Annotated in this window: 16 protein-coding genes; 3 read left to right on the forward strand and 13 right to left on the reverse strand. The window is 43.8% G+C overall.

Annotation, left to right across the window (positions count from 1 at the left end):
* Window positions 1-7 precede the first annotated feature (7 nt).
* Together H6F42_RS02355 and H6F42_RS02360 are read right to left on the reverse strand one after the other, a co-directional pair.
* Window positions 8-3,412, reverse strand: coding sequence for a DNA methyltransferase (locus tag H6F42_RS02355; RefSeq protein WP_190397757.1), 3,405 nt, complete (start codon window positions 3,410-3,412; stop codon window positions 8-10).
* A 212-nt stretch (window positions 3,413-3,624) separates the two neighbouring features.
* Window positions 3,625-6,480 (reverse strand): pitrilysin family protein, encoded by a 2,856-nt coding sequence (locus H6F42_RS02360; protein WP_190397758.1) that lies wholly within the window; start codon window positions 6,478-6,480, stop codon window positions 3,625-3,627.
* A 341-nt stretch (window positions 6,481-6,821) separates the two neighbouring features.
* On the opposite strand from H6F42_RS02360, the gene H6F42_RS02365 reads away from it, so the two are divergent.
* Window positions 6,822-7,451: a DUF3318 domain-containing protein gene (locus tag H6F42_RS02365; protein WP_190397759.1), complete on the forward strand. Its 630-nt coding sequence runs from the start codon at window positions 6,822-6,824 to the stop codon at window positions 7,449-7,451.
* A 52-nt stretch (window positions 7,452-7,503) separates the two neighbouring features.
* Here H6F42_RS02365 and H6F42_RS02370 read toward each other — a convergent pair whose 3' ends face one another.
* The 6 genes from H6F42_RS02370 to H6F42_RS02395 form a co-directional block, all read right to left on the reverse strand.
* Complete coding sequence (locus H6F42_RS02370; RefSeq protein ID WP_190397760.1) at window positions 7,504-8,118, reverse strand: carbonic anhydrase; 615 nt, start codon at window positions 8,116-8,118, stop codon at window positions 7,504-7,506.
* 199 nt (window positions 8,119-8,317) lie between these two features.
* Window positions 8,318-9,340, reverse strand: coding sequence for a glycosyltransferase family 2 protein (locus H6F42_RS02375; protein ID WP_190397761.1), 1,023 nt, complete (start codon window positions 9,338-9,340; stop codon window positions 8,318-8,320).
* A gap of 71 nt (window positions 9,341-9,411) precedes the next feature.
* Complete coding sequence (locus H6F42_RS02380) at window positions 9,412-10,359, reverse strand: glycosyltransferase family A protein (RefSeq protein WP_190397762.1); 948 nt, start codon at window positions 10,357-10,359, stop codon at window positions 9,412-9,414.
* Entirely contained in the window at window positions 10,356-11,672 is a 1,317-nt protein-coding gene (locus H6F42_RS02385; RefSeq protein ID WP_190397763.1) for a lipopolysaccharide biosynthesis protein, read from the reverse strand. The genes H6F42_RS02380 and H6F42_RS02385 overlap by 4 nt, the downstream gene beginning before the upstream one ends.
* The gene (locus H6F42_RS02390; protein WP_190397764.1) at window positions 11,636-12,643 is read right to left on the reverse strand and encodes a glycosyltransferase family 4 protein; all 1,008 of its coding nucleotides are present in this window, start codon (window positions 12,641-12,643) and stop codon (window positions 11,636-11,638) included. Before H6F42_RS02390 ends, H6F42_RS02385 begins: the two co-directional genes overlap by 37 nt.
* Window positions 12,644-12,670: 27 nt before the next feature.
* Window positions 12,671-13,660 (reverse strand): glycosyltransferase family 4 protein, encoded by a 990-nt coding sequence (locus H6F42_RS02395; RefSeq protein WP_190397765.1) that lies wholly within the window; start codon window positions 13,658-13,660, stop codon window positions 12,671-12,673.
* Between the two features lie 206 nt (window positions 13,661-13,866).
* Between H6F42_RS02395 and H6F42_RS02400 the strand changes: the two genes are divergently transcribed.
* The gene (locus tag H6F42_RS02400) at window positions 13,867-14,073 is read left to right on the forward strand and encodes a hypothetical protein (protein WP_190397781.1); all 207 of its coding nucleotides are present in this window, start codon (window positions 13,867-13,869) and stop codon (window positions 14,071-14,073) included.
* A complete protein-coding gene (locus tag H6F42_RS02405; RefSeq protein WP_190397766.1) occupies window positions 14,063-14,203 on the forward strand; it encodes a hypothetical protein in 141 nt (46 codons plus the stop codon). The genes H6F42_RS02400 and H6F42_RS02405 overlap by 11 nt, the downstream gene beginning before the upstream one ends.
* Before the next feature lie 194 nt (window positions 14,204-14,397).
* On the opposite strand, the gene H6F42_RS02410 is transcribed toward H6F42_RS02405, so the two are convergent.
* From H6F42_RS02410 to H6F42_RS02430, 5 genes are all read right to left on the reverse strand, one after another.
* Entirely contained in the window at window positions 14,398-17,181 is a 2,784-nt protein-coding gene (locus H6F42_RS02410; RefSeq protein WP_190397767.1) for a response regulator, read from the reverse strand.
* Window positions 17,178-17,606, reverse strand: a complete 429-nt coding sequence (locus H6F42_RS02415) for a response regulator (RefSeq protein ID WP_190397768.1) — start codon at window positions 17,604-17,606, stop codon at window positions 17,178-17,180. The genes H6F42_RS02410 and H6F42_RS02415 overlap by 4 nt, the downstream gene beginning before the upstream one ends.
* A 3-nt stretch (window positions 17,607-17,609) precedes the next feature.
* Complete coding sequence (locus tag H6F42_RS02420) at window positions 17,610-20,582, reverse strand: PAS domain S-box protein (protein ID WP_190397769.1); 2,973 nt, start codon at window positions 20,580-20,582, stop codon at window positions 17,610-17,612.
* Window positions 20,583-20,862: 280 nt separating this feature from the next.
* Window positions 20,863-22,197, reverse strand: a complete 1,335-nt coding sequence (locus H6F42_RS02425) for an O-antigen ligase domain-containing protein (RefSeq protein ID WP_199288880.1) — start codon at window positions 22,195-22,197, stop codon at window positions 20,863-20,865.
* A 42-nt stretch (window positions 22,198-22,239) separates the two neighbouring features.
* Complete coding sequence (locus tag H6F42_RS02430; protein ID WP_190397770.1) at window positions 22,240-23,700, reverse strand: hypothetical protein; 1,461 nt, start codon at window positions 23,698-23,700, stop codon at window positions 22,240-22,242.
* Between the last annotated feature and the right edge of the window lie 2 nt (window positions 23,701-23,702).

A 23,702-nucleotide genomic window follows, 5' to 3' on the forward strand; every position in this document is an offset into this window, starting at 1 on the left:
ATTGCTCCTATGTTTCAGGGTTTTTCTTAACTCGCTTTTTCTGCTCAACTTTGAGTAATGGCGCACTTAGGGCTTCATAGAGGTTAAATAAATACTCGATGCGGTTTAGTTCGCTAACGAAGGGTTGGGGACGGTAACAAAGGTCTACAGCTTTGTCTAGGATTTGATGTACTTTTACCAAGTCGGGCGGCATGGTGAGAGGATCGTAAAGATCGGCGAGGCTACTATCGGGATATTTTACTCTTGTGTCTAATACCGCTTGCGCGGCAGTTTCCACTTTTTGCTTTTGTTTGTCGCTGAAGTTTTCAGGGAATGGATAGTTGTTGTAAACGATTGTATTGGAATAGCGGAAATCACTCTTTAATCTTCCACATACATATCTCACCCAAGTCATGTGCATTTCAGAGGTCAAAATACCGAAAATATAAAGGTTAGCGTCAGGAACGCAACTACAGCTATTCGCAACAATATTATCTTTACCAAACAAGCTAATTGGAATATATTTCCTGTTTTCAGAAGAGTGAAGTGGAAGAATTATATAGTCGCTATTAGGTTGTCTAATCTCAGTAAAAAGAGTTGGAAATTGCGCCCATTGGACTGTGGAGCTTTTAGTGCTTGCCAGACGAAATTTTTTAACAGCTTCTACTTTGTTCGTTAATAGAGGTAAACTTTTAAATTCATTAGGTTGTATATCTTTAAGCCAGAAACACCAACGTTTTTTATTGTTTAAAAATTCATCTGCGGATATAAAAGGTTTAACGAATTTTTCTCCGTAGGGTTCTTGTTGGACATATTCGGTTTTCTCTGAGTCAGTCATTAAAAGATTGCCATCATCTGTAGGTTTACTTCCATAAACCATTGCAGGAATATTACAAATTGGCTTTGTTCTTTTCAAAATAACTAAATCATTCCCTCCCACTAAATAGGGATTAATATTTTTGGCTTTCTGCTCCGTTGGCTCTCCTTTGATATCTGCATAATCAAAAATTCTTTTATTTTCAACTTCCTGTAAACCAAATCCAATAATTACACAATGCACAGCCGCATTACCTTTTGCCTCATTACTCCAGCTAAAAGTCCGATGGGCAAAATGAATTTTAATCTTGTATTTATTGTAAAGCTCTTGCCAGAGAATCCCTACCTGTTCACCTTGAGAAATAGAACTTGTACTCACAAAAGCACATTTAACCTCCCCTAGCCCCTCCTTGGAAGGAGGGGAACAAGAGTTTAGATATTGGGCAGCTTTCAAGTACCAAGCACAAACATAGTCCAATACACCAGCCCCATTCACCCCAGCAAAAATCATCTCCATATCCGACTTCTGCTCAGCGCTTTGCAAATGCTTACCCACAAAAGGGGGATTTCCTAAAATATAGTCAAATACCACCCCCTGCCCCTCCTTGAAAGGAGGGGAGTAAGACTTCTTATCTTGTCCTCCTCCTAACTCCTGTCCTCCTCCTAACTCTTGTTCCCCTCCTTTTAAGCAGGGGCTAGGGGAGGTTCTTAAATGCTCTCTAACATCCTCTAACACTCCCTCTAAATTTTCAAAAATTAAATTATTCGCATAACGCAACACTGTAATTCCCACACTCCATAAAAATTTATCCCTAACCGCATCATATTCCCTACCCTCCTGCGTAAAATGCTGACCACCATCCAACTCGATCGCCAAATTAGCACTTGGGCAAAAGAAATCTAAAATGTAATGACCAATTGAATGCTGTCTCCTAAACTTAAACCCATCCAACTGCTTACCTTGCAAAGCTTTCCATAAAGTCACCTCCGCAGGAGTCGCATTATTCCGTAACTCTCGCCTAAACTCTTTCTTGCTAGCAAGATTACTAATCGCCTTATAAGGAACTTGTTCTCCTAACTCTTGTCCCCCTCCTAACTCTTGTCCCCCTCCTTGCAAGGAGGGGCTAGGGGAGGTTCTTAATCTTTCTCCTTGCACAGAAAAATTAGAAGAGGTTTTAGATACTCTCGGAACCACCCCTAGCCCCTCCTTTGAAGGAGGGGAACAAAATCGCCAATCAATCCGCAACGAATTGCCATGCACAATCCTCGCCGCTTTCTTCAATGGCAAGCGTACAAAATATTGTCCAAACTCATTACTCACCTTCACATTCATCTGATGATCGATCAACCACATTGCCACCTCGGCAACCCGCACCGCAAACTCATCATACTCAATCCCCGCAAACTGATCCACATCCACCTGAATAATTGAGCTAATATCTGTCACCAACTGCCCATTCTTATTCAACTCCAACAAAATCACAATCTCTAAATCTCGTAACTCTCGATAAGTGATAATCAAGAAATTACCGCAACCGCAAGCAGGATCGAGAAAATGCAAATCTGCAATCTTTTGATGTAACTCCTCTAGCTTATTGCGATTACCCTTCGCTTTCTCAAACTCAACATACAAATCATCCAAAAAAAGCGGTCTAATCAACTTTTGAATATTCTTTTCAGAAGTATAATGCGCCCCCAAATTACGCCGTTCCGTCTGATTCATCACCGCCTGAAACATCGACCCAAAAATTGCAGGAGAAATCAACGACCAGTTAAAAGCACAAGCTTCAAGCAACTGCAATCGCATATCCTTATCAAATTCCGCACTGGGTAAAGGTTCCTCAAATAACTTTCCATTAATATAAGGGAACTGCGCTCGATTCTCATCCAAATTTTTTAAACGCTTCTCATTTGGCGTATTCAAAACTCGAAAGATTGAATCAAGATGCATTGCCAAATCACTGCCATCTTCCTTTGTATGCAGATCGATATATTCCCAAAAAATACCATTTTTATCAAAAATCCCCGTATCATCCGCAAACAGACAAAACAACAACCGCACCAGATAAACTTCCAAGTCATGCCCCGTATAGCCAATCTCCTTGAGGCGATCGTGCAGTTTCCCCATCAACTCCGCCGCCTCAATATTGACAGGTGCTTCATCCTTATAAATACGCTTCTGATAACCAGCGATCGCCCCAAATAGTTCAACTCGATTAACAAAATCCTTTAGCTCAAACTCCGTAGTCTCATCGGTATCCAAATCATAGAGCCTGAATTTCTGAAAATCCGACACCAAAATATATTTCGGTAACTCATGCTCTTTTAAATTGGGAAAATAATCCTTAGCCTGTTGTGTCGCTTTATCTAAGTCCTTGCCCCTAGACTTATGCTCCACCAAAATCATCCCTTTCCACAGCAAATCGATAAAACCTTGCTTGTTATCTGCCTTTTTAATCGGTAGCTCAAAACTCCCCACCCGCCGCCGTGAAATGCCAAACACATTAAAAAATTCATTCCAAAAAGATTGCGATTCCGACTTCTCTGAAGTCTCACTTTCCCACTCCTTAGAAAAGGCGATCGCCCTTTGCTTAATCTCATTCCAACTTAGCGGCATATTTGGAAACGCTACGACATAATTTTAGGTAATATTTATACTACCATTTGTTTTCTAAAGTTACCTCCTTGGGCGCAGTCACCATTTTGCTAAAACTAGAACAAGGGGCTTAAGCCCCTTGTTTTTATCAAATGTTCCAAAGTGAGATGTTCTCTAAGACAAACGCAGTTTGACTAATTCTCAAAATGGCTTTGCCATTTTGAGAATTAGAATTACTTATCAGTTTTAGGAACTACGGAAACAATCAACATATTGTCAGGTTGCAATAATTCCTTTGCGGCTCGGTTGACTTGTTCTAGGGTAATAGATTGAATACGCTGGGGGAACTTATAAAAATCACCAACGGGCAAGCCATAGATTTCATCACTTAGCAAGGCGCTAGTAATGCTATCAGGATCAGCAAATTCGGTAGTGAAATTATTAATTAAGCTCTTTTTCGCGACATCAAATTCCGCTTGGGTAATTCCCTTATCGCGGACATCCCTTAACAAAGCAAGGGTAGCGGCGATCGCCTTTTGAGTATCCTTGCCGCTAGTCTGCATTTGGACGATAAAAGCACCCTGTGGAGGTCTCCCTGCTTGGAAGAAGCTATAAATGCCATAGGTCAAGCCAAGGCGATCGCGAATTTCTGAACCTAAACGACTAGATAGAGTATCACCACCTAAGACCTGATTGAGAAAGATGGCAGGATAGTATTGTGGATCGGAACGGGAAATACTGGAATGACCCATCAGCGTCACTGCTTGAGTTTTTCCAGCGAGAGTTGCTTGTTTCTCGGTAGTTGCCGCTAATTTGACCATCTTCGGAAATTGGAATTTTGGAGCTTTGCCTGTGGCTTGCCAACTCCCTAGTTTCTCTTCGAGTAGCATTCTCACTGTAGCAGGCTCAAAATCTCCTGTAATCGTGAGAATTGTGTTGTCAGGTCGATAATAAGTGCGATAGAACTGGGCTAAATCTTCGCGAGTTAAGGACTTGATCGATTCTTCCGTTCGCATCGCACTAAAGGGATGTCCTTGAGGATAAATCGCGGATTGGAAGATGCGACGAGCTAGGGAATTAGGATTGTCTAACTCGGATTTTAGAGATAGTAAATTGCGCTGACGATTCAGTTCAAATTCTTTCTCTGGGAAAGTCGCATTTTGTAATAGATCCGCCAATTGATCGATCACCGTAGGCAAATCCTTAGAAAGAGAAATACCTGAAATACCCACACTTTCACGTCCTGCGGAAAATCCTAATCTTGCACCTAGATTTTCGAGTCTGGAGGCAAGGGTGAGGGCATCTTTAGTGGTAGTGCCATTGGTAAGGTTTTGGGCGGTAAGCCCTGCTAACCCTGCTTTAGCTAGGGAGTCAAATCCTGATCCCGCTTTTATTTCGCCCACAAGATTGACCGTTGGAGTACTGCGATCGCGCAATAGCAAAACCTTCAATCCGTTGGATAGAGTAAATTTATCGGGATTTACCGCAGTGGGTATTTCTGATTTGGATACTAAAGCGCTTTCTGGTAGATATTTGGCGACTTCCGCAGGATCAACAGGAGCGCTAGGTTTAAAAGCTTCGGAGGAATGGGCATTGCTGGGAGTCGTACCTGCACCTGCGGTAATTACCGAAGGCTCGAAGTATCCCACCACGCGGCGATCGCTAGCTAAATATTGCTTCGCCACCCGCTTAACATCGGCAATAGTCACCTTATCGACGGCTTGCAAATAGCGATCGCTATAGCGATAGTCTTGAGCCAAGGTTTGGTTATAGCCAATTTGAATCGCCTGTGAATTGATATCGCGATTGCCGAGAATGTAGCTTGCTCGCATATTAGTTTTGGCGCGATCGAGTTCCTCTTGGCTAATGGACTGAGTTTGCAACTTGTCTATTTCCGCAAGCAGTAGGCGATCGAGATCTTCAAGGGATTTGCCCTGCGTGGGAGTTGCACTAAGCAAATACCAGCCCGTGCCAATTTGTGAGGCAGAACTACCACTCACCCCACTTGCCAAGCCTGTCTCCACAAGAGCTTGATAAAGACGAGAACTTCTCCCAGAGGTCAAGACGCTATCCATCACATCGATCGCCGCCACATCAGGATCATTAACCTTGGGCAAATTAGGATAAAGCGATTGCAGAAAAGGCACACTACCTGGTTCTTTTAAACGAATTGGCTCCTTAGCGGATTTTGGTGCTGGTGGCTTGGGCTTTTTCTGCTGCGCTTCCGCCGTAATTAAAACTTTAGGCTTAGGGGGAGCCGAAATTGTGCCAAAAATCTCTTGGACTTTTTTGATTGTCTCCTCTGTGTCGATATTGCCCACAATGACTAGGGTGGCGTTATCAGGACGATAAAAATTATGGTAGTAATTTTGAATATCCTCGACGGTGAAATTTTCTACATCAGGTCGATAGCCAATCACTGGCCAGCCATAGGGACTATCGGGATAAGCCGCTAGCATTACCTGACGATATAGTCTCGTCCCGGGGCTATTATTGCCGCCATCTAGCTCGGATAAAACGACCGTACGCTCACTCTTGAGTTCTTTCTCGCCAGCAACCGTATTCACCATGCGATCGGCTTCTAATCGGAGCATTGCGTCGAGCTTGTCGCTACCTGCTGTGCCAACATAGGCAGTCATGTCATAGCTGGTAAAGGCATTGGAGTTACTGCCCAAAGCACTAAATAAGCGTCCAAACTGAATGGGACGTTCTTTAGTGCCTTTAAACATCAAGTGTTCGAGTTGGTGAGAAATACCCGTGATTCCTTTGGTCTCATTTTGGGAGCCAACACGATACCAAACCTGCACACTGACTACAGGAGCCGTATTGACTTGCTTGGTTAAAACCGTTAGTCCATTATCTAAAACAGTTTTAACGACATCTGCTGTCAGTGAATTATCAGTTTTACGAATGGGTTGGGGTAAAGGTTTGGTAGAAGTTTGGGCAACCAGATCGGTTTGGGCAGCAAAAGCCTGACTTCCTAAAAATTTTGAAATTGATTGCGGTACTATTGACAAGCTAATTGGCAAATTGCCAAGCATTACCACAGCGATCGCTGCGGCTAAGCCACGACTCAAAAAAGAGAGCATAAAATTACGCTTCACCGAGATCTCCACGAAATACAAACTTTATTATAGTTGCGTCTTAGGAATTGCACTCTAAGCCTATCCCAACACAACATTTTTTTTAATTCATAAAATAAGAAGAGGCGCAAAGTGCCTCTTCTTATTTCATGAATTGAAATATTACGGCGATCGCTAAATTTATGTCGTCACCCAAGAGAGCATATAATCGTAAAATAACTTTTTAGTTGTATCTAGTTAACAAAAGTTTTAGAACATTAGGTCATATACTGCCTAACTGACTAGCTTGAGCCATTAACTAGCTTTAGCAATAAATCCTCTGAAATACTGAACTTTGACGAAGATTCATGCCATCTCCTACTTCTTCCCTCCGAAATACCTTTGCTAGAACTGAGATCCGTCGGCTGCAAGATCTGCTGCCGCCAGAGTTACAGGCATGGGTAAAAGTGCTTAACGCCGATGGTGTCCGCCCTCCCCTAATTAGCTGCGAAGAAGCTGGCGGCGATGAGGTGGTGATTTTAGTTGATATGGTGCGCTGGGAACGGATGGCAGAGGATCAGCGCAATCTCTTGTTTTGGCACGAAGTAGCCCGCATCCAAAACGATGCTGTCCCCAAAGATGGCTGGGAAGTAGCCGCCCTCGCGATCGGGCTGGGTGGTGCTGTCGGCGAACTCTGGGTACAAAATGGTTTACTGTTTGTGCTTGCCCTTGGTATTTGCGGGGTAGCTGGGTTTCAGCTATGGCGCAAAGGTACGAGCAAAAAAGATATTCGCAATTTGATCGAAGCGGATCAGGGGGCAATTCGCCTCGCTGTACGCAATGGCTATCCTTTGCCAGCCGCTTACAAGAGTTTGGGTAGTGCGCTAAAAATTATGCTCAGTGATGTATCCAAGGGGCGATCGCGTACATTGATTGAAAAGCGTCTGGATGCCCTTCGCAATGAGGCGAATAAGGCTCGACGCAATTACGAAAACTAAAAAAGAGGGGTGATTGTTGCACAGCAACAATCACCCCTCTTTTTTAGTTTGTTTAAAGAAATTCGACTTTGCCCGTTGCTAATCGGTAATAGGCGGGTACAACTTTTAAAGAGCTATTTTTTACTTCATGGGACAAAATTGGCTCTGTGGATTGGATTTGCTTGACCATCAGATGCACATGAGCCTTGACCGTATCACTAACCACACAGTCGCCATTGGCTTCTCTTCCCGCCTTGATTGCAGGCTCAATATAGCTAATCAACGAATTAAGTTTACCTTCAGAAAATGCGTGATTGATCGCTGCCATTACTGCCCCACAGCGCTCATGCCCTAAGACTACTACTAACCTTGTTCCTAGATGTTCCACGGCAAACTCAATACTGGCGAGTACAGCCTCATCAGCCACATTTCCCGCCACCCTAAGCACAAACAAATCTCCAACGCCTTGATCGAAAATTAGCTCAGGTACTACGCGGGAATCTGCACAGCCTAAGATAATGGCAAAAGGATGCTGAGCCACCGAAAGATCGACTCGCCGTTGTGAACCTTCATGGGGATGCTCCACATGATCGAGGGCGTAGCGTTGATTACCATCTAGCAACTCCTGTAACGCAGCTTCAGCGCTTAGGTTTTCGACTGTGTAGTAGGAATGGTTTGCGGCGAGCATGGCTTTACGATTTGAATATGCTCAAATTTAGCCATATTTTGGGGTTGAGAAAGTAATGAATGTGACTTTACAGCGCTTTGCGCTTATTTGAAACCCAGAAATATTTTTGAAAGCGGCGCGAAGCGCCGCTTTCAAAAATATTTCTGTAGCATCAATAGGCTAATAAGTGGTGGCGCTTCGCGCCCACCACTTATCTTGGTTAGGACGTTTGACTTTTGCCGATCGCCTTACGTTGTTTTTTAGCAGTAATGCTAAGGGCAAAATTCTCAAGGGTGTTATAGAAACTGCGGGGCAAAATCCAGATTAGGTAAGCCGCAAAAAGGGTTTGTAGCGATCGCTTGGGTTCGTAGATCAGAATTTTCCAATTTGAGGCGAGGGCGCGGTTGACTAATTGGACGGCGGCTTTACCATCCTGATTGCGAATCGCACGACGAGAGAGATAGCGATATTGATAGGCACGGGCAAGGCTTTCCCATTTGGCTAATAACTGGGGGGCATAGGCGCGAGTTTTGGCAATTACTTTTTCCCATGAGTCGAGTTGCTTCATCATGTTTGCCGAAAGCCCACCAGAATTAACGCGATAAAGCGTGAGAGGTTCGGGAATACCTGCGATTTGCCAATTAGTTTGGATGGCGATTCTCAACCAGCATTCAATGTCTTCCGATTGGCGAAACTGGTCATCAAAATAAAAGTCTTCTATTTCTCCATAGAAATTATTTTGGAACTTAATTTCGTCGAGAGCTTCTCGGCGAATTACAGGCGCAGAGCCATTGCCAATGGGATTACGACAAAGAATTATTTCGGGAGTAATATCTTTAAGCTGAGGGATTTGATAAATTCCCAGTGACTGACTCTCATCATTGATAAATTCAGAACTGCAATAACTAATTCCTAAGGATGGATTTTGATCAAGATGTTGGATATGCTTTTCTAGCTTTGACGATCGCCACACATCATCAGAATCCAAAAGGGCTAAATATTCACCCTGAGCATGGCGAATTCCTGTATTTCTTGCTCCCGCTAGTCCGCGATTTTTTTGATGGATAATTTTAATTCTCGAATCCGTAAAACTTTTGCAAATTTCAATACTGCGATCCTTCGATTCGTCATCAACGATAATTAGTTCAAAGTCCGTAAAGGTTTGAGAGAGAACTGAACGAATAGTTTCCTCAATATATTTCTCCACATTATAAACAGGAACAATTACAGAAACCTTTGGCATAATAACCTCAAACAATGAGTGAATATCCTTTCTTTTTGAGAAACCGATATGAGATGTCCTCTATCAGTTCCTTATTTTATGGCGAAGCCCCTACTTAACAACCATTTCCCGTAGGTTGCCAATATTGTTAAAAAAGTTCGGCGTGGTTCTCGGAAAAAAATGTGCCAATCGGAAGCGATCGCCCGATGCATAAAGTCTAAACCCACCTCTGGGGGTAAACCTAGACGATAAGCGCGACGGGCTAAATAGCGTAGATGGACGGCTCTAGCCAGAGCATAGTGGCGACTAACTAGGGCAGGAGCGTACTTTTTAGCTCTCTCAATTAATAAATCCCATCCTGCCTCCATGCGGTAGAGCGATGACGACAATCCAGAGAGGCTAGCGCGATAATAAACTAAAATGCGATCGACTCCTTCTATTTGCCAAAATGTACCATCTTCTCTTTGGGAACAAATTACCCGAAATAGCCATTCTAAATCTTCGGAATAGCTCATGTCTTCCGCAAATCCTCCTACTTGGGCGCATACCTCTGCACGCACGACGGGATTTGACATGGTGCTAGTAGGATTTTCGTAGAGGAAGTCTTCGGGCTGGAGATTAACTAGTCTCGCTGTCGAAATCTGCCCTGTCGGTTCCCCTTCGGAAGTCATAAATTCAATGCGGCTAAAGCTAATTGCTAAGCTGGGATTGGCTCGAAAATGCTCGATATGGGTCGCCAGCTTTTCAGGAAACCACAGATCATCAGCATCGAGAAAAGCGATAAATTTACCCTTGGCTAATTGGATGCCATGATTGCGAGTCGCTGATACGCCTTGATTAGTTTGGGAAATAACTTGAATTCGGCGATCGCCTAAAGCATATTGATTAGCAATTTCTAAGGTGTTATCCATTGAGCCATCATCAATAATTAATAGCTCAAAATCTATAAATGTTTGATTGAGAACTGATTGGATGGTCTGCTCAATAAAGTTTGCAGCATTATAGGCGGGTAGAACTACGGATATGATGGGAGCGCTCATGGATTGACCTCCACTGGGCTGAGTACATTTTGCGATCGCATAATTTTTGGCATATTGCGAGTTACCCAAATCGAATACATCGGTAAAGCTAACCCATGTGCTAGCAATACGGCTGCTGCTACGCCGATAATGCCCCAGTTAACTCCGATGAGAAGCGCGATCGCAAAGAAAGCTGTAAAAAAGGCATTCCAACGCAGATCCCAATGGGGTTTGTCGAGCGCCCAGAGGACTCTAGAAGCGGCATTGGCAAAAGGACGGGGGATTGCGGAGATACAAATTAGAATCAAGATAGGAATTGCAGGGAGCCACTTTTGACCGAAGATGATTGGCACATAAAATGGAGCGAGGGTCGATTGTAAAAGTACGAGGGGGAACACAATCCAAGCGATCGTTTTCAGGCTGCTAAAGTATCGGTCTTTGAATTGTTCGGGATCGGAACGGGCGGCGCATAAATGCGGAAATAGAGCAGAATCTACAGCATTGATCGCACTCATACTGATTCCTAATCCTGCATTAAAGGCGAAGTAATAAATTCCTAAAGCTTCCACTCCGAGAAATCTTCCTGCAATTAGATAATCGAGATTATTTCTGAGAGTATTCATTAACTTTACCCCCAAAATATTGCGTCCAAAGCGCATAATTTCCTGCCAATTAATCAATGTAAATTCTCGGGACGGTCGCCAAGGATTGTTGACATAATGCACAATTACCCAGATTGGCGCAACGATGACCTTGGGTAAGACGATCGCCCACATTCCCCAACCGAGAAACGCTAAAATGATCGTCAAAACATTATCGATGGAAACCTGTAAACCGTTAGCCAGAGCCATCACATGGAGTCGGTTCTCACGCTGAGTTAGGGAAGCCTGTACTAGGGAAATGGGAATCATCAGATAAACCAAAGCCATGATGCAAATGGGAAAAATAATCTGATTGTCTTGATAGAATAGAGCGACAGGGACAGAAATGAGGCACTGAATAATAAATAGAGAGCCACAAACCATCCAGTTTAGACAGTAGGCGGTTTGACAAAGTTGGTTTAAATCGCGCTCATCGGATTGAATGAGCTTGTCCCAAACTCCATTTTGAGTAAAGACATTCACAAACTCGTTGGTTGTCAGGACTAGCGCCGCCAATCCATAGTCATATTTCGAGAGCAGTCTGGCTAATACAACAGTCGCCGCCAAGCGCGAAATCCGAATAAATAGTTCCGATAAGCCTAGCCAGCCAAGATTGCGAAGAAAGCGATCGGCTAATTTCTGTTTGACTTTATCGATTATTTTGCCAATAGCTGACATAGTAAGTCCTCCCATGCGTTTAAGTGTTCTTCCCAAGCATTTCTGACCGATTCCCTTGCTTCTTTCCCCCAACTGCTTAGAGATTCGGCATTTACTTCCTGACAAAATTGCGCGATCGCCTGTGCCAGAATCTGAGGATCGTTAGGTAAGACACAAATGCCACAGCCAATTCCCCGCACCTGCTCGATCAAGCCGTCTACAGCACTGACAATGACGGGTTTATGGGCTGCCTTTGCCTCTAAACAAACATTCCCCCAAGGTTCCCAACGTGATGGAATAATCACCACATCGCTTTGTTCTAGAAATGCTGGTACATCATCAACTTTGCCCACAAATTGAATTTGTGCAAGTCCTTGGGCTAATTGTTGAAGGGAAGTTTCATCTTCGCCATAACCTGCGATTAGTAAACGAAAGTTAACATGAGGAATTAATTGGATGGCTTGGAGCAGAATGTCAAAGCCTTTCTGTTCGTTAAAGCGTCCATAGGCTGCAAAAACAGGCAGATTCCCCCTTGCTTTAGGACGTAGCGAGAGAAAGCGATCGCAATTTAAGCTCTGCTGAATTACAGTTACTTTTTTGCGTCTCACTAGTTGATATTTTGCCATCCATTCAGATTGGGCGAAGGAAACTAATAACAGGCGATCGCAACACCAATGACTAAGCCTTAACATCAGTCTAAATCTCTGAAGATTGGGAACTTTGAGTCGTTCAAAAGCTTCGGAATAGTGATGATCTTGAATGATTAGTTTTGCTTTCCCTTTGAGCAATTTAAGCATCAATAAATTGGGCAGGATTCTCCAAGAGCAAGCATCGTGAACGATAATAATGTCGGGCTTTAGGTTTTTAATGCTAGCTTTGACGCGATTAAAGGGGGCGATCGCGAATTCAAATTTTTCCTGTAAGTGCGAATTCGCGAGGCTATTAAGACTAGTCTTAACTCCCCCCATCCGTTCATCACTAAGTAAATTGAGTATTTTCAGTTTCATGAATATAGTTTCATATGTTTGCTGATGTTATTTAGCCAAAACTTCCCATAGTAAAGATTCCCAAGCATTAAAATAATCATCGCTAGACGATCGCACTGCTTCACGACCATTCTGCCCCCAATTGGCTAGAGTTTCATCGGGAAGATTGCTGATTTGGGCGATCGCCTTGGCTAGGGCTTGGGGATTTTCCGCAGGTACAACGATTCCGCAATCTTGAACTTGTTCGACTAGTCCATCAACAGCCGTGACAATTACGGGTTTACCAGCCGCCTTTGCTTCTAAACAGACATTGCCCCAAGGTTCCCAACGGGAAGGAATAATCACCACATCGCAGGTGGATAGAAAAGCAGGAACATCGCTAATCGAGCCTAAAAACCGCACATTTTCCATGCCCTCCGCTAATTGTTTGAGCATTGCTTCATCCGCGCCATAACCACCCAAAATAAGTTGCACTTGTCTAGATGGAACTAGCCGCATGGCTTTGATGAGAATATCAAAACCTTTTTGCTGGCTGAATCTGCCATAGGCTCCCAAGGTTAAAGGGCGATCGCATGGTTTAAAAGGAACCTCTAGAAATTTAGCGATCGGTGGTGATTGTTGAATTACCGATAACTTATTTGGGCTTGCCAATTGATAATCGCGCATCCATTGCCCCTGTGCATGGGACACCGCCACCACGCGATGAGCAGTCCCATAGGTAAGTTTTAGCATCAGTCGAAACCTCGCTTTAGAAGGAACCTGATACTGCTCGAATCCCTGTGAATAATGGTGATCGTGAATAATCAAACGGGTTTGTTTAGCGATCGCCCACAATGCTGTTAAGTTTCGCCAACTACAGGGATCATGAAAAATTGTCAATTCAGGTTTTAGCGCTTTCAAAGCTGATTTACTGTCACTTACAGGTGCGGTCAGAAATTCAAACTTTTCGCCTAGAGGCGAATTCATTAATCCCTCCATTGTCTTGTTAACTCCCCCCAGATTGCGATCGCTCAATAGTTTTAGTACTTTAATTTTCATTGCTAGATCCTCCTATGTTTTTTATACAGCAATCCGAAATCATTTGTAACTGGATAACGATTATCTTGAACGGTTTTAGATTTATTGAAGTTTTGTGTAATACAGCAGTAGATTATGTCACTAATTGGTTTTGCAAAAGATACAATCAAAATCATTGGCGATATTGTCCAACCCACATCAAACCTTGTTCCATGGGATCTAGTGTCATGATACAAACAATCAAGCAAATCAAAATTAGCGAAATAGTCGAAGCAATTCAACGCATGGGAGTTAATCAAGACACTCTCATAAATCTGACTATTGAAACTATTGAAGAAGATATCCTGACCGTCTTTAATCGAATTGGTAAAGAAGCTCAATCTAAAGGATTAACTGAAGAAATCTTAGAAGAGCTACTAGCCGATGAATCCTAAATTTATTGTCATTGACACTAATGCTTTAATTAGTGCAGTTCTTAGCCCCAATGGAATTGCCTATTTACAATTTGTAATTACTATAGCCGCATCTCTCACAATCCTTCTTATTGGTCACCTGATGCCTTAGTTGGAAAAGATAATTATCAGAATGTTTTGAACCATTTGAGAATTGCACTTTTAACGCTCGACTTTACCAATACATACTCTTCTCCATATCGTCAGGAAGATTCTCAGGTTGTGATAGAGAATTTTATAAAAGAAGTTTATCAAGAAAACTATAAATCTTCATCTAATAATTTTAATTTTGATGAAATTCGATCTCTAAAGCAACTCTTGAATTAATAGAGCTAATTGTTTGAGTTTAATAGGTTTGCTGATGTACTCATTAGCTCCAGCCGCTAGACAGCGATCGCGATCGCCTTCCATCGCTAAGGCGGTTAAAGCAATAATCGGCAGATCAACCAAATCAGGATCGAGGCGAATTTGCTTAGTGGCTTCTAACCCATCCATAACTGGCAGTTGGATATCCATGAGGATTAAGTCGGGCTGATGAGATTTAGCTGAGGCGATCGCCTCTTGACCATTTTTGGCGACTATGATGCGATAGCCTTTTGCTTCCAGATAGCTAGAAATCGTTAAAATATTTTCCTCATTGTCCTCTGCTAAAAGGATCAAGGGTGGTGCTAACGCTGTGGAGGGGATGGATTGAAGGGGAGAATCTGGGTTGAATTGGGACTCAGGTTTAGGAGTAGGAAGAACGGCGTTTCCACAGGGTAGCTCGATTGTAAAGCAACTGCCCACGCCCAACTCGCTGGTTAAACTCACAGTGCCATGATGCATTTCCACGATCCGTTTTACGAGGGCAAGCCCTAATCCTGTCCCTTCATATTTTCGATTTAAGGCGCTATCAATTTGGATAAACGGCTGGAATAGTTTTTTGATGTGTTCTGGAGCAATGCCAATGCCTGTATCCTGTATCGCAATCCGTAGAAAAGGCTTTTCTTTATACTCTGCTTCTGACAACAGCGTGACTGCCAAAGTGATGTTCCCTCCTACCTCGGTAAATTTGACAGCATTATTGAGTAGGTTAATCAAGACTTGGCGGATACGCCTCTCATCTAGGAGCAGTTCGGGTAGATTTTGAGGAATCTGTTCGATGATCTGGATTTGTTTGCGTAGTGCTAGTTGACTGACAAAGACAATGCTCGATTTACAGAGATTTTGAACGGAGGTGGCACTTAAATCTAGGATCATTTGTCCAGACTCGATTTTTGCAACATCGAGAATGTCATTAATCAGTGACAAGAGATGATTACCGCTATTTTCCACAGTTTGCAGAGCCTTGATCTGCCGATCGCTAACTTCTCCAAACACTCCCGCCTGTAGTCCCTCAGTCATTCCTAAAATTACATTGAGGGGAGTACGCAGTTCGTGGCTCATGCTAGCGAGAAACTCATCCTTGAGGCGAGTGGCGCGCATCAGTTCTTCATTGGTTTGTTGCAATTGAAGTTCAGTTAACTTGCGATCGCTAATATCGCGAATAAAAAAGACAGCTTCATTATTGCCACAGGGAGCAACACGCACTTCTTCATGAACTGGTTTACCCTCAAGCAAAACTAGCTGTTCTTGAATCTGGGTCGTTTGGGTAGCTAGGGCTTGCTGCATCAAACAGGATTGAGTTTCAGCGAGGTCGTAGGGCAGAACTTCGTAAAGAGATTTGCCAATTACCTGCTGCGGATCGACGAGATTTTTGCCCTGAGGCGATACCAAAAAATCGACATACTGACTATTGCTATTAATCCGATAAACGATATCAGGCAAAGCTAAAAGAGAGGCGCGAGAACGTTCTTCACTGCGTTTAAGAGCTTCTTGAATAGCTTTGCGATCGCTGATATCCATGAGAATTCCAAATAGTCGAGTTACCTGTCCCCCTTCATTGGCGATCGCTTCCGCTTTGACAAAAATATACCCCAAAGAACCATCGGCGCAAATAATCTGTAAATCTGTTTCAAAGGTTTCTCCGAGCTGAATGGCTCTATCGATGAGTTGAAGAAATCGTCTGCGATCGTCTATGGGAAAATATGCCAGCATCTCTTCATAGTTTGGCTCAGGGCAATCAGGATCGAGCCTGAAGATCCTAAAAACTTCCGTTGACCAAGAATTCTTTCTGGTTGATACATCTAACTCCCAACTACCGAGATGGGCAATTTGCTGAGCTTCACGCAACTGGTTTTCACTTCTTTTTAAATCAGCCGTTCGCGCCTGTACTTTTTTTTCTAAGGTTTCATTAAGCTTTTGCAACATCTCAACGGATTGCTTGCGTCCACTGATATCAAGATGAGTCCCTGTCATGCGTAGGGGCTTTCCATCCTTATCCCACTCCACCACCTTGCCACTCGCCAAAACCCACACCCACCCGCCGAGCTTGTGACACATCCTCATTTCACATTCGTAAGTCTCCTTTTCTTGGCGAAAATGTTTTTCTAGAGCCAAGATAGCGATCTGAAGATCATCAGGATGGATCTTTTGCCGCACTGTTTCCGCATTGAGAAATTCCAGTTCTTCGATGCTGTAGCCGATTATCTCTGCCCAGCGTTCGTTAAAAATCAAATTTCCAGATGGAACATCCCAATCCCATAAGCCAATACCCGATCCTGCGATCGCCAGTTGTAGGCGTTCTTTGGTGCGAGCAAGTTCTAGCGCCGATTGCTGACGCTCTAGACGGATTTCGGCTTCTCTAAGTTCTCGGCGTACCACTTCTGCGAGTCGGATTAGTTTTCCCTTCATCAGATAGTCATTGGCTCCCTGCCGCATTAGTTCGACTGCCGAGGCTTCGCCAATTGTGCCTGATATGACCACAAAGGGTAGATTGGGATTGATTTGTTTGACAATTTCGAGAGCCATAGGCGCGTTAAAGCTGGGGGGGAGGTTGTAATCTGAAAGCACAATATCCCAAGGACGGCTTAACAAAACCGTGCGAAGGGTTTCCGCAGTTTCCACACGCTCCCAAACAACATTAAAACCACCACGCTTTAGCTCTCGCAGGGTTAACAGCGCATCATCTTCCGAATCTTCAATGAGCAAAGCATTGAGTGGCTCACTCATGGGTTATTAACTCCTGTTGGCAAGGATTCATTGATTAAAGCCCAGTAAAGCCCCAGTTGGCTCACGGCTTCGGTAAAGAGAGAGAACTCAACGGGTTTGCGAACATAGCTGTTAGCACCCAAATTATAGCTCTCAATAATATCGCGATCTTCACTTGAAGATGTCAGCACCACGATTGGTAAAAGGCGAGTGCGTTCGTTGGCTCTGATCTGTCGCAAGACTTCTAAACCGCTGATTTTGGGCAGCTTTAGGTCGAGGAGGATGACGCTTGGTAGGGGATTGGCGTTAAACACCATCGTCAGAGCCTCTTCACCATTACGGGCGACGAGAATTTCATTGGCAACCTTAGCCTTTCGGAGCGCCCGTAGCGTGAGTCTTTCATCATCGGGGTTGTCTTCAACTAAGATAATCTTACTCATATTCATTTTCTATGCTCCTTTCTTGATAGATGTATTGGGCACAGTAAAATAAATAGTTGCCCCTTGTTCCACCACTCCTTCAGCCCACACTCTGCCACCATGACGGTGAATAGCGCGTTGAACGGTGGCTAAACCAATGCCCGTTCCTGGAAATTCGTTAGTGTTATGCAAGCGCTGGAAAACACCAAATAACATATTGGCAAAGGTCATATTAAAACCTGCACCATCATCGCGCATAAAGTAGATTAAACGATCTTCTTGTTGCAAAACTCCAAACTCGATCAGGGCTGAGTCATGGTGGCTGGTAAATTTCCAAGCATTTTGCACCAGATTGCTGATCACAACCTGCATCAATGTCCGATCAGCAGAGACGATAATATTAGGGGCAATCACAATTTTAACCTGCCGTTCAGGGTTTATTGCTTGCAATTCATCGATTTGATCTTGTACCAAGGCACTCAGGTTAACATCGCCATATTGTATTTCCGATCGCGACACGCGGGAGAGGCGCAATAGGTCATCGATGAGCATCCCCATGCGTTGAATGTTACGACGGATGCGATCGAAGTAATCTCGAGCGTCATCATCAAAGAGATCGCCATAGTCCTCAATCAAGGCATTACTAAAGCCATCGATCGCCCGTAAAGGCGATCGCAGATCGTGAGATACAGAATAAGCAAAGGCTTCTAGCTCTTGATTGGAGGCTTCTAATTGAGCGGCAGTTTGTTGTAGTTGTCTTTCCGCCTCTTTGCGGGCGGAAACATCGCGACAGACACAAATCAGTAAGTTGTCTTCGGTCAGTGTGAGGGATAACCCCTCTGTAAATGTAGTTCCATCTTTACGGATCGCGATCGCTTCACCTTCCCAATGTCTATGCTCTCCTAAAACGGGGAAAACTTCGCGCTCAATCCGTTGTAGTTCTTCTGGAGAGTAGAGTGTTGTCCAACTTTTGCCCAATAAATCCTGTGGGTGATCGTAGCCAAATAGATGAACATGGGACGAGTTTAAGTAAACATAACAATCGTCTTTGAGGATCGCGATGCCATCCACAGCAGATTCGATCGCCGTGAGGTGTTGTTTGAGTTGCTGCTCTGCTAGCTTGCGATCAGTAATATCTAAAACTGTACCGATCAGTTGCGTTAATTGACCTGTAGCATCCACAATTGGTTCTCCCCTTGCCATGAAGTAACCGAATGAGCCGTCACAGCGATAGAATCGAACCTCAAGGTCATAGGGTTGGATAGTAGTAATAGCTGTTTGTACTACTTGCAGATGATGGACTCGATCATCGGGATGGATCTGCTCTTGGATTGTATCAAAACTAGGCGTTCCCATTGCGGGATCGCGACCAAAGATGCGAAATACCTCGTCAGACCAAATAACTTGGTCGGTATATGGATTGAACTCCCAACTGCCCAATTTACTGATGCGTTGAGCAGTTTTTAGGTGAATATCTCTCTTCCGTAACTTTTCTTCCGATAGCTTGCGATCGCTAATATCTTGAGCGATACCTAAAAAGCCAATAATTTGCTGATTGGCATCTTTGAGAGTCGTAATAGATAGCAACACAGGAAAACGAGAACCATCTTTGCGAATGTAAGTCCATTCGTTTTCACTAGCCAGACCTAGACGCGCTTTGGCGGCAAATACCTCAAAGCCAATGGGAATATTTTGCCCCAGTTCTAAAGAGATGATGGCAGCTCTATCAATTACCTCCTGCGGTTCGTGAATAATTTCTGGAGTGCATTGACCAACTACTTCAGAGGCGCTGTAGCCTAACATTCTCTCCGCAGCTTTGTTAAAGGTCTGAATTACGCCATTTAAATCGGTGGATATCAATGCATAATCAGCACCATCCAGAATAGCCCGTTGTAAACTATTGACTCGCCAGAGTTCTTGGGTACGTTCTTCGACCTTGGTTTCTAGTTCTTGGTGGAGTTGCTGACGTTCTGCCATGGCATCGGCTTGCTGGATCGCGATCGCAATCTGCACTGTTATCTCATCCATCAGTACCAAATCGGTATTCTGCCATTCCCGATAACTCATACATTGCTGTCCCTCTAGAAATCCCCACAACTGCCCAGATACTAGCAACGGGACAACTAGATTAGACTTGACTTGATAGGCTGCTAACCACTGAAGGTAGTCATCAGCATAACCATCAATAAAAATGTTTTCCTTGGCGATCGCTCGACCATCTGGATGCAGCAGGGCAATATCTTCACGGAAATTAGGATTCTTGATTGCCTCATTTAGCGCTACTCGCCAATCTTCGCCCACCGATTCAGCAATGACTAATCCGCTACCATCAGACTGAAACTGCCAAACTATTAGGCGATCGCAACCAAGAAGCGATCGCAGTTTCTTCACAGCAGTTTCCAAGATTTCTGGCAAAGGCAATGAAGTGGCTGTCTTGTTGGCGATCATGGTGACCAGTTGCTCCCGTTCGACCCTTGCCTTGAGGTTGGCGGTACGCTTTACGAGTTCTTCACCGCTTAGCCTTAACTCTAGTTGTCCGACTGCCAAACGGCTTAGGGCTTGAAGTTGCTGAATTTGCTTTGGAGTAAGGATTCTCGGTTGGCGATCAATCACACACAAAGTCCCTAAGGCATAGAGATCTGGGGTAATTAAGGGGATACCAGCATAAAATCGAATACTAGGATCTTGAAGTACCAATGGGTTATCGGCAAAACGATCATCTTGAGTAGCGTCAGAAATATTTAAGATCTCACCATCAGCGATCACATGACCACAAAAGGAAATATCGCGAGGGGTTTCCGTGGCATCTAGCCCAACACGCGATTTAAACCACTGGCGATCTTTGTCAACTAAGGAGATAAGGGCGATCGGGGTTCCGCAGATATCCGCAGCAAGTTGGGTCAAGTCGTCATAGACCTGTTCTGGAAGGGTATCGAGAATTTTATAGCGATCGAGCGCAACTAGGCGATCGCTTTCATTGACGGGAATTTCAGGCTTTAGCATGGCACAAGTTACAGTGAGTTGTTAAATACAAAGGCTTAATAGGTTAGGTAGGGAAGTAAGAAAAAGGAATAAATGGATACTATATTAGCGAAATTACGCCAAGGTACTGACCAAAGCAAGCCTAAGGCAAAAAAGGAATTCGGGGGCAGAGGACTTTTGAAAAGGAAAAGCTACCCATTTTCGGCAGGATTCAACGCGGTAGTGAAGTGGTAATTCGGATGTTATAGCAATGAGAAGGAGTAAAGCTTTGCTCAGGACTTGGTTGCAATCTCTAATTTCTTCACTTCCCCACAACTTCTCTTGAGTCAATCTTTTGTGCTGTTAGAGATGGAATATTCTCCACTACTCGATCCTTAGCATTAAACCCAATTCCCATCATCACCAACCCTGGCCAAAAAAGATAAGCAAGAATTTCCAGATTTTCGCCAAAGGTATAGAACATCAATACCAAAACCATACTTAAGCCCACCTTCGCTGATTCACTCTTTTGAGCCTTAGCCGTGAGATCGATAAAACTCCAAGCCATTGGTATTGCCAGAGCATAAAACCCCACAATTCCCTTCACATATAGCAGTCCATACCAACTGTGATGGGAGCCAATGGGCATATGCTCAACAAGGTGCGGTCCCTTCTCCACCACTCCATGTCCCCAAATTGGTGCTTCCTTTTCCCATCGGTAGCGAGCAATTCTTCCGAGGGCAGCTCGCACCCTCGAAGAATCCTTTCGTGCCGCCGTAAATTTTTCATTAAACGTTTCTACTGCTTCGATAATGTCATTCAAAGTAATACTCCCTACTAAACTAGTAATACCTAAGCCAATCAGGGTTAATGGACGACTTAGTTTGGATAAAAACAAAGTAATTAGCCACACCGCAGGCATTGCAATCAAAGCCAAACGAGAAGCCGAAATCTGGCACATCACCACACATCCCGCCATGCCTAACCAACGTAACTTGCGATCGCGTTCTTGCAAAATCATAAAGAAATAGATATTGGCTACAAAACCTAACGCAGGAGCCCAAGGTGTAAACAATCGCCAACGCGGTTTCCCTTCTCCGGGATCGATTTCATATAACATCACCTCAAAAAAATCGGGTCCCGGCCCTCCCACCGCCCGAAGCGGAGACACATAGAGTTTTTGTGGCAACCGTAAATAAAAGGCAAGAACAAATGGAACTGAAATGGCAAGGGTAAAAGCACAAATCCTCGAAGCCGCACGATACATTAACTGCGGTCTGATTTTCAGACAGCCAATCAGAGGATATAGAGCTAGTAAAGCCCAACCTTTAGCCCAACCAATTGTAGATTTAATAATTTCTCCCAAGCTCAGATCAAAGTCCAAATGTCCCATCACCAGAGCTACTTGCATCACCAACATACTTACAATCCAAATCCATACTCCCCAAGGAATCGTAATGCGCTCTTCTTCTGGCGTATCTTTATTCTGTTGCCACAGCTTCATACAAAGATGTCCAAAGAGAACCCAAGCCAAAACTGCCCCTAAAATATATAGCCCACCGATAAAATAAAAAGCATAAGTCCAGATAATCGAAATCCAGATGGCTTTTTCAGCAAAGTTTTGGGGTTCAAGCTTAGGCGATGTAGCTTTCTTCATGGGGTTTCATTTCTTCTCAATTTTCTCAATCGATGACTTAATTTATGAATCTAAAATTTGGTCAGGGGATGATTTTATTTTGGCTTTAATGTAATTGGCGGTTTCCTTGCGCCACCACAGCATGACTAAGCCAGTAGTAATCAAGACGGAGGCAATACCAGCGCCCACAAAGACAATGGAAGGCTTGGGTGAGGTTTTTTCATCGGGAAGTGTTGGCTCGGCAATTATCTGGGTCATGGGATAGGAGATAAAAATATCGGACTTTCCGAGATCTAGCTTGGCTAACGTAGAAGCAAAAACTGCTTCCGCTATTTGTAATTCCCTTTGTAATTTATCGAGTTTGGCTTGCTTCTGGACAAGTCCCTGTAAACGATCTTCTAATTCTCCAATTTGATTGGTTAGGGCTTGATTTTGAGCGACAATTCCCTGTTGTTCAGATTGTAGAGCGACTAAATCACGAAATAGACTTTCGCGACTAGACCCTGATTCCGTCTTGATTAATAGTTTCTGTAGGGTTACTAAAGTAATTTTACGCCCGACTAAAGAACTAGCCCGACCCAGCAAAGCCGTTCGCGCCGCATCTCTTCTAGTCGCTTCCTTTACTACAAAAGGATGGTTATCCCCCCATTTTGCTTGGATGACTACTAGAGTAGAGCTAGATTCGTTGTAATCCTTTAGATACTGTTGAAACAATTGATCAGCTTGTAAGAGGAAAGCCTGAGATGCTTCGGGAACTTCTACATCAAGGTCGGAAGAAAGCTGTTCTAAGCGAGCAGTGGACTGTTGCGCTTGAGCATAGCTTTCGGCTCTTTGTTTGCGAAGTTGTTCAATATTGTTTGATAAATCCTTAACTTGATCGCCTGAACTCAGCCCCGATTGAGCTTTATATTCTGAGAGATTGTTTTGCGCTTGTTGCAATTTTTCCCTAGAAGAAACAAGGGTTCCTTGGCTACCTTGTTCTCGCTTGGCTACTTCTTCTAAACGCAGGCGCGTAAGTTTACTTTGAAAGGCATTATAAATAGCATTCGATCGCATTTGGGCATCTTTTGCCGTTGGTCCAGTGACTTCAAATTCCATAATTGAAGTATTATCCACCAGTTTCACTTTGGGTTTGCCGAGTTGCTTGGCGGGAATCTTCAATTCGATCGCGGCTTCTTCTAAGACTGATTCATTGGTAATCAAAAATTGATAGTTGGCTCTGGGGTCCATCGAAGCGCTACCAAAGGGTGAACTACTCGAAGAGCTAGCCTGTCCAATTTCAGGCAAATTCACACTGACTCCCGAACCCGCCCCCGGGACGATGATTGCCCAACCACTCGTATAGACTGGTTTTGCAGTTTTGAGATAAGTCAAAGTCATTCCCCACAGCACCACATTAGTCGCCAACCCGATCGCTGCATATCGGGCATAACGCCAAAACTGATTCCTTTTTTCCTTTGCAGGATCTTCAGATTCGTCATCAATATTTACTGTCAATTGGGAACTGGGGGGATTGATAGTCATGC

It is taken from the genome of Pseudanabaena sp. FACHB-1998 (assembly GCF_014696355.1).
GTDB lineage: Bacteria > Cyanobacteriota > Cyanobacteriia > Pseudanabaenales > Pseudanabaenaceae > Pseudanabaena.